The organism is Leptodesmis sp., assembly GCF_052746595.1.
Genome location: NZ_JBRAGO010000018.1, coordinates 39,788 through 52,053 on the forward strand (window position 1 = coordinate 39,788; position 12,266 = coordinate 52,053).

15 protein-coding genes are annotated in these 12,266 nt (G+C 50.5%); 9 read left to right on the top strand and 6 right to left on the bottom strand.

Annotation, left to right across the window (positions count from 1 at the left end; genetic code table 11):
* Positions 1–7 precede the first annotated feature (7 nt).
* A complete protein-coding gene (locus tag ACUVQO_RS06065) occupies positions 8–952 on the bottom strand; it encodes an RluA family pseudouridine synthase (RefSeq protein WP_445924992.1) in 945 nt (314 codons plus the stop codon).
* A 13-nt stretch (positions 953–965) separates the two neighbouring features.
* Between ACUVQO_RS06065 and sfsA the strand changes: the two genes are divergently transcribed.
* The 5 genes from sfsA (at position 966) to ACUVQO_RS06090 (ending at position 3,337) form a co-directional block, all read left to right on the top strand.
* A complete protein-coding gene (gene sfsA / locus ACUVQO_RS06070; RefSeq protein WP_445924993.1) occupies positions 966–1,721 on the top strand; it encodes a DNA/RNA nuclease SfsA in 756 nt (251 codons plus the stop codon).
* Positions 1,722–1,791: 70 nt separating this feature from the next.
* Positions 1,792–1,902 carry a GFA family protein gene (locus tag ACUVQO_RS06075; RefSeq protein WP_445924994.1) on the top strand — a complete coding sequence of 37 codons (111 nt, stop codon included), beginning with the start codon at positions 1,792–1,794 and terminating at the stop codon, positions 1,900–1,902.
* Positions 1,903–2,202, top strand: a complete 300-nt coding sequence (locus ACUVQO_RS06080) for a GFA family protein (protein WP_445924995.1) — start codon at positions 1,903–1,905, stop codon at positions 2,200–2,202.
* A gap of 63 nt (positions 2,203–2,265) precedes the next feature.
* Positions 2,266–2,487 carry a hypothetical protein gene (locus tag ACUVQO_RS06085; RefSeq protein ID WP_445924996.1) on the top strand — a complete coding sequence of 74 codons (222 nt, stop codon included), beginning with the start codon at positions 2,266–2,268 and terminating at the stop codon, positions 2,485–2,487.
* Positions 2,488–2,689: 202 nt separating this feature from the next.
* Positions 2,690–3,337: a M23 family metallopeptidase gene (locus ACUVQO_RS06090; RefSeq protein WP_445924997.1), complete on the top strand. Its 648-nt coding sequence runs from the start codon at positions 2,690–2,692 to the stop codon at positions 3,335–3,337.
* Here ACUVQO_RS06090 and ACUVQO_RS06095 read toward each other — a convergent pair.
* Together ACUVQO_RS06095 and ACUVQO_RS06100 are read right to left on the bottom strand one after the other, a co-directional pair.
* Positions 3,323–4,849, bottom strand: a complete 1,527-nt coding sequence (locus ACUVQO_RS06095) for a cobyrinate a,c-diamide synthase (RefSeq protein WP_445924998.1) — start codon at positions 4,847–4,849, stop codon at positions 3,323–3,325. The genes ACUVQO_RS06090 and ACUVQO_RS06095 overlap by 15 nt on opposite strands.
* 118 nt (positions 4,850–4,967) lie before the next feature.
* The gene (locus tag ACUVQO_RS06100; RefSeq protein ID WP_445924999.1) at positions 4,968–5,546 is read right to left on the bottom strand and encodes a D-glycero-alpha-D-manno-heptose-1,7-bisphosphate 7-phosphatase; all 579 of its coding nucleotides are present in this window, start codon (positions 5,544–5,546) and stop codon (positions 4,968–4,970) included.
* Positions 5,547–5,824: 278 nt separating this feature from the next.
* Between ACUVQO_RS06100 and cbiD the strand changes: the two genes are divergently transcribed.
* Both cbiD and guaA read left to right on the top strand, forming a co-directional pair.
* A complete protein-coding gene (gene cbiD / locus ACUVQO_RS06105) occupies positions 5,825–6,901 on the top strand; it encodes a cobalt-precorrin-5B (C(1))-methyltransferase CbiD (protein WP_445925008.1) in 1,077 nt (358 codons plus the stop codon).
* Positions 6,902–7,002: 101 nt separating this feature from the next.
* Complete coding sequence (gene guaA, locus ACUVQO_RS06110) at positions 7,003–8,610, top strand: glutamine-hydrolyzing GMP synthase (RefSeq protein WP_445925000.1); 1,608 nt, start codon at positions 7,003–7,005, stop codon at positions 8,608–8,610.
* 226 nt (positions 8,611–8,836) lie between these two features.
* Here the strand turns inward: guaA and ACUVQO_RS06115 are convergent, their stop codons facing one another.
* Positions 8,837–9,487: a DUF3318 domain-containing protein gene (locus tag ACUVQO_RS06115; protein ID WP_273545910.1), complete on the bottom strand. Its 651-nt coding sequence runs from the start codon at positions 9,485–9,487 to the stop codon at positions 8,837–8,839.
* Between the two features lie 114 nt (positions 9,488–9,601).
* On the opposite strand from ACUVQO_RS06115, the gene ACUVQO_RS06120 reads away from it, so the two are divergent.
* Together ACUVQO_RS06120 and ACUVQO_RS06125 are read left to right on the top strand one after the other, a co-directional pair.
* Positions 9,602–9,847, top strand: a complete 246-nt coding sequence (locus tag ACUVQO_RS06120; RefSeq protein WP_445925001.1) for a hypothetical protein — start codon at positions 9,602–9,604, stop codon at positions 9,845–9,847.
* Positions 9,831–10,511 (top strand): RluA family pseudouridine synthase, encoded by a 681-nt coding sequence (locus ACUVQO_RS06125; RefSeq protein WP_445925002.1) that lies wholly within the window; start codon positions 9,831–9,833, stop codon positions 10,509–10,511. Before ACUVQO_RS06120 ends, ACUVQO_RS06125 begins: the two co-directional genes overlap by 17 nt.
* 9 nt (positions 10,512–10,520) lie before the next feature.
* Here the strand turns inward: ACUVQO_RS06125 and ACUVQO_RS06130 are convergent, their stop codons facing one another.
* Both ACUVQO_RS06130 and ACUVQO_RS06135 read right to left on the bottom strand, forming a co-directional pair.
* Entirely contained in the window at positions 10,521–11,630 is a 1,110-nt protein-coding gene (locus ACUVQO_RS06130) for a hypothetical protein (RefSeq protein WP_445925003.1), read from the bottom strand.
* Between the two features lie 18 nt (positions 11,631–11,648).
* Entirely contained in the window at positions 11,649–12,254 is a 606-nt protein-coding gene (locus tag ACUVQO_RS06135; RefSeq protein WP_445925004.1) for a caspase family protein, read from the bottom strand.
* Positions 12,255–12,266 lie beyond the last annotated feature (12 nt).

Here is a 12,266-nt window from a genome sequence, read left to right on the forward strand (position 1 = left end):
GCATCCCTCATGTTCTTTTGCGGAGAACTTCCAGCAGTTTCACGAAAGAGTCTGGTGGGGAAGCGCTTACTTCGATCGCCGCTCTGGTGACCGGATGTTGCAGTTTCAGTCGCCAAGCGTGGAGGGCTTGACCGGGGAGATTTACACCCAGGGAGCGACCTGAGCCATAAACCGGATCGCCAACAATGGGATGGCCGATCGAGGCGGCATGAACTCGAATCTGGTGAGTACGTCCAGTTTCCAGTTCAAAGTTAATCAGAGTGAAGTTGCCCAGGCGTTCTTTGATCTGCCAGTGAGTCACTGCAGGTCGTCCACCTTTCTCTGCGGGAACGATCGCCATTTTTTGTCGATCCACGGGATGGCGACCCAGCGGAGCATCAATCGTGCCCTGTTCCGTTTTCGGGGCACCATACACCACTCCCAGGTAATCCCGACGAGCCGTTTTGTCGTGAAATTGCCGCTGTAAATGCTGATGGGCGAAGTCAGTTTTGGCAATGGCGATCGCCCCTGTCGTATCCTTATCCAGGCGATGCACAATTCCCGGACGCTGAATGCCGCCAATCCCGGACAGAGTGCTGGTTCCGGTTGCCGTGCGGCAGTGCCACAGCAAAGCATTCACCAAAGTCCCACTGGCGTGACCGGGAGCCGGATGCACCACTAATCCTGCTGGCTTATTGACGATCAGGAGTTGATCGTCCTCATAGAGAATCTCCAGGGGGATGGGTTCTGGCTCCAGGACGAGGGGCGCGGCATCGGGAATCGTCACCTGAATGCGATCGCCCTCCTGCACGATCGCTTTTTTCGACGTGCAGACCGTCCCATTGACCCGCACCTGTTCCTGACTGATCAGTTTTTGAATTCGCGATCGCGATATATCCTCTAACTGATCGGCCAGGTAAGCATCCAGGCGATCGCCCCCGTCTTCCACCCATAACTCAATCTGTAACGTCAACCCCAATTTCCCCTTGAACAATCACACACTCTGCTGCGATCGTACCGCTATGCCTGATTACCTGTACCAGTACCCACCCCTATTTGAGGGCCGCTTGCTGAAACGATACAAGCGCTTTTTTGTGGATGTGGAACTTGCCTCTGGTGACGTGATTACCGCCCACTGTCCCAATACTGGCCCGATGACGGGAGTATCTACTGTTGGGAGTCCAGTTTATGTGTCCAAAAGTGATAATCCCAACCGCAAGCTGGCCTACACCCTGGAAATGATCGAGGTCTACGACAATCAGCCCACTTGGGTCGGCGTGAATACGGGAATGCCCAATCAGATCACCAAGCTGGCCCTCATGAACAAACTGATTCCAGAACTGGGTAAATACGATGACATCCGATTTGAAGTGCCCTACGGTCAGGACAAGAAAAGCCGGATTGATTTCTTACTGACGGGGGCTGCTCAACCCATCTATGTAGAAGTCAAAAGCACGACCTGGGCTCAGTCGAATCTGGTGCTATTTCCCGATACCGTAACGACTCGTGGCCAGAAGCATTTGCAGGAACTGATGGCCCTGCTGCCCGCGGCCAAACCTGTGATGCTGTATTTCATTAATCGGGCCGACTGTCCTAATTTCGCACCCGGAGACAGTGCTGATCCGGCCTATGGAAAGTTATTTCGAGAGGCGATCAAACGGGGTGTACAAATCCTGCCCTGCCGCTTTGAAGTCTCCCCGGTTGGAGTACGCTACCTTGGTCTGGCGGAACTCAAACTGTAGCGGCTGTGGAGGATGGAAAACATTGTATGGCAGAATCAAACAGTAATCACCGGAAGCAGAGGAGGGAAGTATGGAAGAAAAGTGCCTTTGTGGTGCCATCACAGTTACAACACCAGACAAGCAGCATGTAGATGCCTGTCACTGTGGCATGTGTCGGCGCTGGGGAGGTGGCCCTGCTTGAATGGTAGTCTGCGGTTCCGATGTGCAGATCGATGGTACAGAGAACGTCAAAGCTTATCGCTCCTCAGAGTGGGCGGAACGGGTCTTTTGTCGTGAATGTGGGACGCATCTTTACTACAGGTTCTTGCCTGCAGGGGACTATTTCGTGCCAGCAGGTCTGTTTCAGGATGGGGTGGGGTTTGAGTTCACCAAGCAAATTTTTATCGATCGCAAACCCGCTTACTATGACTTTGCCAATCAAACAGTGAATCTAACAGAAGCAGAAGTATTTGCCAAATTTGCCCCCAGTGGGAATAGTTAGGGAGATACAACGTCACTATTCCACCCTTCACTGTCCACAATCCATCGTTCGCTATCCATCCCTATGTTGCCGATCGAATCATTATTATGTCCGTGTTGTACGCCAGCCCTCTTACACACGCTGGCTCAAACCAATTTCACTCGCATCCCTCAGCAGATACTCTGGCTGGGAACAGGAGCCTTGGCCGCAACGGTACAGCAGCAAAAATCTCGATCGCAACAGGCTGGGATCAAAAATATCGTCAGGAAAAGGGAAGCACCGTGCCCATCACGTAATTCTGGCTGATTCGTATGGGCATGCTGGGCAAAATGGAATCCCCTTCTCTGAACAAGACCTGCTAGATGTGACTGGGTGAATGGGAGCCAGGGCAGATTCATACGACAGTTTTTGTGGCGAAATCAAAAAAACGTGCAAAATGGGTAAGCTGCAGTAACATGCATTCTGAGCACCACTCAGTAAACTCATCAAGCGCTTGAGGAGTGATGGCATGTTGCTTCGGTTCCTAATTCCCACACGGACTTTTGTATTCGCTGGTCGCGGTCTGGCTACGATCGCCATTTTTTCTGGTTTTATTTCCCAATCACCCCAACAAGAGCAGGCAAGAGCTATAGAAACTCAGCAAAATCAAATCGCAATGGGTAGCTGGTTTGGAGCCTCCTTCCCAGTCGAAAATTTTCAAGCCTATACATCTCCCTTTGGCGTGCGGCAGGCGGTGGATGGCTCTTCTGGTTCTGAATATCATCGGGGATTGGATATGGCCGCCCCGCAGGGAAGCTACATCCGCAACTGGTGGACAGGCAAGGTCGTCGAAGTCTCGGATGACAGCGCCTGCGGCACATCTGTCGTTGTGCAATCGGGCCAGTGGGAGCATATTTATTGCCATATGCAGGGCCGTGTAGAAAAAGATAATCGAGGCCGTTACATGATTGATCGAGAGGGCGGCATTCAAGTGTGGGAAGGACAGACCGTGATTGCCGGGGCACGCATTGGTCGAGTGGGCATGACTGGTCGTACCACTGGCCCCCACCTGCACTGGGGCTTGAAATTCTCCGGTCAATGGGTCGATCCAGCATTAGTACTTCGAGCCATGTACGGAGAGCAGGTGAAGCGGGGAGTCGTTTCAGCACGGCCGTAGAGAGGAGCGAAATTTGCGGCAATGGTCTAAAAAACGTTGGGGAAAGTCAGGGCGATCGCCCCAATGTAGATGAATGTAGGAGGCGTGCAGGTGAGGGAAATACCAGCCCTCAAGGGATTTTGGATTTTGGATTTTGGATTTTGGATTGCTTAGTGAAAATTTTGAATTTTGAACTGATTGACTGGGGTTCTCTAGGGCAAATAGGGGCTGTTCTGGCTCGGTGGTGAGGTGGGAGTGATGGAATTCGTGGCCCCAGAGAATATCTCCCGAAGCGACAAGAGGGCTAGAGGTTTGGGCGATCGCGCACCGATATCCCAGAGTTAGTCGCTTTTCCATGACTGCGGTGGTAGGCAGAATACCGACCATAGGAAAGTGCTGTCCGGCAAAATCGATTAAAGACTGGCACAGATACATTAACCCGCCACACTCCGCATAGGTTGGCATTCCAGCTTGAATCGCCTGGTAAACAGCCATCCGAGCCGCTTGATTACGAGACAATTCCTCCGCAAACATTTCCGGAAAACCGCCTCCCAGATACAAACCTCTTACTCCTGGCGGCAATTCTGCATCCTTTAATGGACTCCAGAAGATTAATTTTGCTCCCAAGGCTTCCAGTAACTCTAAATTGTCGGCGTAGTAGAAACTGAAGGCCGCATCCTGGGCGATCGCGATGGGAATGAGGGATTGGGGGGAAGGTAAATTTTGGATTTTGGATTTTGGATTTTGGATTCCTCCCTCATCTCCCCCATCTCCCTTCTCTTTCCCCACTTCCCACTCCTTGCGCCCTATTCCCCCCCTCACTAACGGCAGCAACTGTGCCCAATCAAACCACCCTTCGGCCAGGTCTGCGAGTTGGTCAATCAAAGTCTGAAAATGAGTCAGTTCAGCCGTAGGCACCAGACCTAGATGCCGATCGGGAATCCGGATCTGCGCATGGCGGCGCAATACTCCCAGGATGGGAATGGCCAGAGGTTCCAGGGCCAATCGCAGCAGTTCCAGATGGCGATCGCTGCCCACCCGATTCAGAATCACTCCCGCAAATTGAATTGATGGATCAAAGGAGCGATACCCATGCACCAGTGCTGCCACCGAATAGGACATGCGACTACAATCCACTACCAGCACCACTGGAATATTCAATAACCGTGCCACATGCGCTGTACTGCCAAACCCAAGGGTTAGAACTGTTTCATTTTTAATTTTTAATTTTTTATTTTTAATTGTTTCCCCTGCTCCATCAAACAGCCCCATCACCCCTTCTATCAGAACGCCATCGACTGGTAGAGAGTGGGTGGCAAAGCACTGTTGAATGTACAGTTCGGAAGTCAGCACTGGATCCAGGTTGCGACAGGGACGACCCGTAACGGCACTGTGAAACATGGGATCAATATAATCGGGGCCAACCTTAAAGGACTGAATCTGCCATCCTTGCCGCCTGAGGTAGGCTAACAACGATAACGTGACGGTCGTTTTGCCCACTCCACTCCGCTCTCCCGCAATCACGATCGCCATAATGCCCCATGTCCCTCAGTGTCTACAAGCAGCTGGAATGCCATTCTAAGTCGATGCTAGCGTAACGCACCGATGGGAAACAGAGTGCAGAAATTGATGGCTGAACAGCGGCAGATTTTCACTGCTGCAAAATCCAGTCCACTGCATCGGACAAGTCTTTCGCAATATAATCTGGCTGGGTATGGTGTTGATAATCGCCGCTGAGAACCTGTTCCCCAAACCCCGTTTGTACCAGAATTCCAACACAACCTGCATTGTGGGCCATATCCACATCCGTGGCTTTATCCCCAATCATAAAGCTGCGGGAAATATCTAAATCGTGATCCCAGGCCGCGGCAATGAACATACCCGTATTGGGCTTGCGCCAGGTACTCCAGCGGGTGTAATGCGGATCTATGCCCCCTTCTGGTTGGCTCAGGTAGGGGCAATAGTACAGGGCATCCAGGTGGGCACCTGCTTCTGACTGCAACAGGCGGCACAAGCGATCGTGCAAGGCTTCCACATGGCTGGCTGGATAATAGCCTCGTGCTGGCCCCGATTGATTAGACACCAGACAGCAGAAAATGCCACGATCGTTCAACTTTCTTACGGCCTGGGCTACACCAGGAATTAAATGCAAGTTCTCCACCTGATGAATGTAGCCTGCTTCAATATTGAGCACGCCATCGCGGTCCATGAAAACAGCAGGTTGAGCCATAGGAGGGAAAGAGGGTCGGAGATCAGGTGATTAACAAACCAGATCGTACCCGTAGGATGCTGTTAGCGCTAGCGTAACGCACTGCCCACATGGAACCCTGGTGTCATTACAATTAGGGGTTAGGATATGGCAATCTTTTGAGTGAGATACACCTTGTTAGGACAGGGGCGTGAAGATAAATCAACATGAGCAAAAACTACGATACCATCTCTCGATTCTTTAGGTTCTCATTTCGATGACGGCTCCCCGTTCTGGTTACACACTGCCGGTGTTTGCCTGTGCGGCTGCGATCGCGGCCTTACAAACGACTGCGATCATCTCAACCCGTTGCGGCTGTACCTGTCCAACTTCTGGAGCCTGCCGAAACAGCTGAAATTGGTATTGAACAGGTGGCTCGACTGAGTCAAGAACAGGCATTAGCCATTACTCGTAGCGATCCCGGAGACAATCTGGATTTGACCCGGCATACTCCCATCTGGGCACTGGTGAAATGGGGAACCATGGATCAGCAAGAACCAATCCTGCTGATGGCCGGAGAAGGAATGGGACGATCGCAGGCTGGAGAACTATCCATTTCCCGCTATGCCAGACGGTTATTTTTAGAAAACTTGCGACCGCTTCTACAACCAGGAGAAAAGCTGCAAGTCACGCTCATCCTACCAGAGGGACGAGAACTGGCAAAACGCACATCGAATGAAGCCTTTGGGGTGGTTGAGGGGTTGTCTTTACTGGGCACCAGTGGTATTTCTCAACCGTTGAGTGCTCCGGGACAGTTGCAGGCGTACCGGGAGGAGTTACGTCAGAAGCAAGATCAGTTTGATACCCTGGTATTTTGTGTGGGAGAGAACGGACTGGACTTGAGCCAGCGGTTAGGGGTGGATCCCGATCGCTTAATCAAAACCGCAAACTGGTTGGGGCCGTTGCTGGTAGAAGCGGGAATCCAGGGAGTAAAATCAATTCTGCTGTTTGGCTATCACGGTAAGCTGTTGAAGCTGGCAGGCGGCATTTTTCATACCCACCACCATGTAGCAGATGGACGTCTGGAAATTCTCACAGCTCACTGCGCCAACGCGGGGTTGCCAACAGAGGAAATGCAAAAAGTCTTTGCCAGTCCAACGGCTGAGGATGGCCTTGCTTACTTACGAGCACTGGACGATCGCACCGGTAGCCACTGGGTAAACAGAGTCTATGGGGCGATCGCCGCTACCATTGATCACCGCCCTCAGGCTTATATTCAGACTCACTGCGATCGCGCTGTGACGGTGGGAACTGTGCTGTTCGATCGCCAGCGACACATTATTATCACCAGCATGATTGGAGATAATTTACTGAAACAGGTTTGTCAGTCGCGTTAGAATAAAAAGATTAATTTTTAATTTTTGTAAATAGTTTCTTCATAGACTGTTTTCGTAGACACCCTATTCGTTCACCTAGCTCAATTACCAGGATTCCAGTGGTGACTCTACAAACTCAACCGCTTACTTCAACTGATTCCATGCCACATCTGAACCGTCAGATGGTCGTCATTCTGGACTTTGGTTCACAATACTCAGAACTGATCGCCCGCCGCATCCGGGAAACTCAAGTCTACTCGGAAGTACTATCCTATCGCACCACGGCAGAACAACTGCGCCAACTCAATCCGAAAGGTATTATTTTGTCCGGTGGCCCCAGTTCCGTCTACAGCGAAGGTGCCCCCCATTGTGACCCAGAAATTTGGAAGCTGGGAATTCCTGTGCTGGGCGTGTGCTATGGCATGCAACTGATGGTGCAGCAACTGGGCGGTGAGGTAGAACAATCCGAGCGTGGCGAATATGGCAAAGCTTCCCTCATGATTGACGACCCCACCGATTTGCTGACCAATGTGGAAGACGGCAGCACCATGTGGATGAGCCACGGGGATTCTGTTACCCGCCTTCCCGATGGATTCGAAATTCTGGCTCATACCGAGAACACGCCCAACGCCGCGATCGCCCATCACGACAAAAAGCTGTACGGTGTGCAATTCCACCCGGAAGTGGTGCATTCCGTTGGCGGACAGGCACTCATCCGCAACTTTGTCTATCACATCTGCGACTGCGAACCCACCTGGACAACTGCCGCCTTTGTAGAAGAATCGATTCGAGAAATCCGGGCCAAAGTCGGCGATAAGCGAGTACTGCTGGCATTATCCGGTGGTGTGGATTCTTCTACTCTAGCCTTTCTGCTGCACAAAGCGATTGGCGATCAACTTACCTGTATGTTCATTGACCAGGGCTTTATGCGGAAACTGGAGCCGGAACGGTTGGTAAAGCTTTTCCGCGAGCAATTTCACATTCCTGTGGAGTATGTGAATGCGCGAGAACGGTTCTTGACTGCGATCGCGGGTGTCACCGACCCCGAGGAAAAACGCAAACGCATTGGTCATGAGTTCATTCGCGTCTTCGAGGAAGAATCCCGTCGTCTGGGGCCATTTGATTACCTGGCACAGGGCACACTGTATCCGGATGTGATTGAATCTGCCGATACCAACGTCGATCCCAAAACGGGAGAACGGGTGGCCGTCAAGATCAAGAGCCATCATAATGTCGGTGGGCTGCCCAAAGACCTTCGCTTTAAGCTAGTCGAGCCTCTACGCAAGCTGTTTAAGGATGAAGTTCGTAAGGTTGGACGATCAATCGGCCTGCCCGAAGAAATTGTCAACCGTCATCCCTTCCCTGGTCCCGGTTTAGCGATTCGTATCCTGGGAGAAGTCACCGATGAACGGTTGGATATTCTGCGGGATGCCGATTTTATAGTGCGTCAGGAAATCAACCGCTCTGGAACCTATCATGACCTCTGGCAAGCATTCGCCGTCCTGCTACCCATTCGCAGTGTCGGTGTGATGGGTGATCAGCGCACTTACGCTTATCCGATCGTCTTGCGCTTTGTCTCCAGTGAAGATGGTATGACTGCAGACTGGGCACGAGTTCCCTATGATCTGCTGGAAACTATCTCCAATCGCATTGTCAATGAAGTGCGCGGCGTGAATCGGGTAGTGTATGACATTACCTCCAAACCACCGGGCACGATCGAGTGGGAATAGGAGCAAAATCAACCCAAAAAACAAATCAAATAAGGGGAAAGGATCAACCTTTCCCCTTATTTTTTGTTTCTTTGTTGGTTGCTCCCTTTTCAGGCTGTGGAAAACCTGCGGAAACCTGTGGAAAACCTGTAAAAAAGTTCAATTTTTTGTGGAAAACCTGATCAAATCCTACTTAATGGACAAAACCGGCCCCCACGATTCGCAACATCGCGTTTCTGGAAAGTGCCTAATACGCTTCATCGACAGGTTGCTGCTCTTTCATGCGGGCTTTGGCCTTGGCTGCACTCTTCTTCAGCGCATCTAACCGGGACTCATACCTAGACCGCAGTTTCTTCTTGGGTGATTGTTCAATCAGTACCTTCAGAGCACTTCCCAGGCTCTTGTAAGCATTGGGCAGACTATAGCCAAAGCGAGTGGCCAGCGCGATCGCCCGTTCATCAGCCTCAATCAAATCCTTTACGGTCTTCTCATTGTTATTCTTCTGCCACAAGCGCCAGCCCGAAACACCGCATAGCGCCAGGGCCAGAACCAGCAACAGGCCATCCTGCACCCAGAGTTCACCCACAGCACCCCCCAGGCCGATCGCCAAGGCTGCCATTTCCCAGCCATCCCTGGGAATCGTGTCGTTCTGGATGCGGCCCACTTCATGCCAGAAGAGGAGATTGCGCTGGTCTGTCGCCAGCTGCTCCCACTTCACCATGTCAATCAGCACCTCCACCTCATCTTTACCAATTTCTTCCGAGGTAATTAAGGGTGGATTGACGGCAGTGGTCGCCTCAACCGAAACCCAACTTTGCAACTCTGGTGGCAATAAGCCCCGCAAACGCCGCAATTCAGTCATCTCAGCCCGAGCCGTCGAAGAAGCGTAGGAGGTCATGGGAAACTCTAAGCGATTTCAATAAAGTTAGTCATACATTTTGGATCATAGCGATCTTAATGTCTATTGCGTGTAGATTCCACAAAGTGTTAAGAGGTGGGGGGAGTAGGTAGGATGATGAATCAGGGTTGGAGTTATCGAGAACAGGTCGATCGCCGATCTGCAGGGCAAACGGTGTTGGAGTATTACACCCGTCACTATCGTCACTCCAGTCCATCTGCATGGCAGGAACGAATTGTTCTGGGGCAGGTGTTATTGAATGACCGAGTAACCACGGCTGAGGAACGGCTGCAGGCTGGACAATGGCTCACTTATCACCGCCCCCCCCTGGGAAGAACCAGAGGTGCCACTGGCCTTTGAAATTCTGCATGAGGACGAAGATCTGTGGGTGATCGCCAAGCCTGCTGGATTACCTGTCTTACCGGGGGGAGGATTTTTAGAACATACGCTGCTCTGGCAATTGCAACAGCAGTATCCCCAGGACACACCCATCCCGATTCATCGCCTGGGACGGGGGACGTCTGGCTTAATGCTGCTGGCCCGATCGCCCCTGGCCCGCTCTCATCTGACACAACAAATGCGCGATCGCCAGATTCGCAAAGTGTATCGAGCACTGGTGGGAGCCGGAGATCTAGAGGATGACTTCACCATTACCCAGCCGATCGGTAAACTTTCTCATCCAGTTCTGGGCTATGTGTATGGCGCGACCAGTAATGGCTTGCCTGCCCACAGTGAATGCCGGGTTTTGCAGCGTCGCTCTGATGCCACTTTGCTAGAAGTCACCATTCTCACCGGACGCCCCCACCAAATCCGGATTCATTTAGCCGCAGTGGGCTACCCCTTACTGGGCGATCCGCTCTATGACGTGGGAGGCGTTCCCCGATCAGCATCTTGCAGCCATCCTGAAAAGGTTCCTGTCCCTGGCGATTGTGGCTATCATTTGCACGCCTATCACCTTACCTTGACTCATCCCAAAACAGGGCGATCGATAAGCATTACCTGTCCTGCCCCTCCAGAATTGTAGGGCTAACATTTATGGCTTATAAAGCACCCATCCTCTAGATGTCCATAATCTTGCACTGTCCGAGAAGTTTCCGTAACTGACAATTTCATGTTTTGCAGACTTCGGGCACCCGGATTGACCTTGTTCACCAATACAAAGAGCCTTCCAGCCCTGATAAGTTGTTGCACTACCAGACTCTACAGGCTCTAATGAATTGTCTACCTGATTAAATTGACTAAACAAACCATTCAACCCATTCATTTGCTCAGTACTAAGTGACCCAATACTATAGGAGCGCTGAGGTATGGGTTGAGTTGGAGATTGAAGAATCTGATCTACAATCTGATCGTCCGTCTTATCATCTGCATTACTCTTATTAGAGCTGGCTTGATCGGGTTTGGCCCATTGAGATTTCAGAGAACTTCTACAGTTAGGATCATTCAAGTCGCAATAGAGACTCTTACATTGAAGCTCTTGCCACAGCTTTTCTTCTTCGGGATAGAAGAAACTACCTCCAATTCCAGGGCCTCGAGGCAGAAGCACGTTGCATACATGCTGCCTGTTACCTGTAATACTTAATGCGCCCGTAGTGTAAGTCGTAACTTTATCATCACTATGGTTTTCATTATTAACCTTGTTCGAGAATAGAGCTTTGTTGGATAGTAAGATACCACCGAACAATAGTATCAAGATGCTAGAGGCAGCAGTTATAAAAGACTTAGATTTAAATCTATCTTGAGCAGAACTTGTTTGATGATTTAAGGATTCTAAGTTGTTGCTTATATCGGCTAATTGGGGTGCCTGCTCATTCTGTTTTTGTTGGGCAACCTGTATTTCTTGCTGATGTGCGATCGTGGCTTCACTTGATGCTAATTCATCATATTGCAGCTTCTGTTGATCATCTTCTCGTTCAGCCTTTGTTTTTTGAGTGCCCTGAGCGACAATTTCTTGTTCAATTGGCTCTATATCTTCCTGCCGTAATCCCAAAACTTCCCGCAAATCTTCTAGTTCAGACTGAACATCCTGACGTAAGGGGTATTCTTGCTCCACTGCTTCCAGGAATACTTGTCGATATTGCTGCAAACTCTTTAAACGCTCCTGATAAGGTCGGAGAACTTTAGCTTCAATATCTCTAGTCACTTCTGGAGATAACTTTAATTAGGTTTGCAGTTCTCCTAAAATAGTTCGTCCAATTGAAGAAATAGTTCCGCGGCTGCTATATCGTTCAACTTGTCGACGGTATCTCAGCTTCGGATCAGTCACTTTTGCCTTAGCCAAGACAATCTCAAAGCCCATATCTTTCAGGATGATGAGCTTAGGAGTCATGTTAGGTGCGGTTTCGTGTACTTTACTGCTGGCATAATCATGCAACTCTCGCATTAAGATTTTGCTATCTTCATCACGATCGCCTGCTCCAGTCTCGATCCCTTCAACCAAATAACGAGCGTAAAGGGATAATTCGGAACCCTGTTGTTCAAAAGAATATTGCGTTGAACTAGAAGAGGTCAATACCACTCGCCCTTCAGCCCCTAACTGCCCTTGTAAGTCTACTGAGCCATCATCCTTCGTTTGTAAAGCCGGATCAAATACCCCACTGAAGCAGCAATCTAAGATAATGGCTTGTCGCTTCGCGCGGCTATTATTCATCACTTCATGAATAAATCGAGCAGGAACGGCTGTAGAACGAATCAGATCTCCCTTTGGATTCTTTTGCGTGATGCGGGCTTGGTGGTGCAGAAAACTCCTGAAACCCCTATAAATCAAGGATTCTCACCG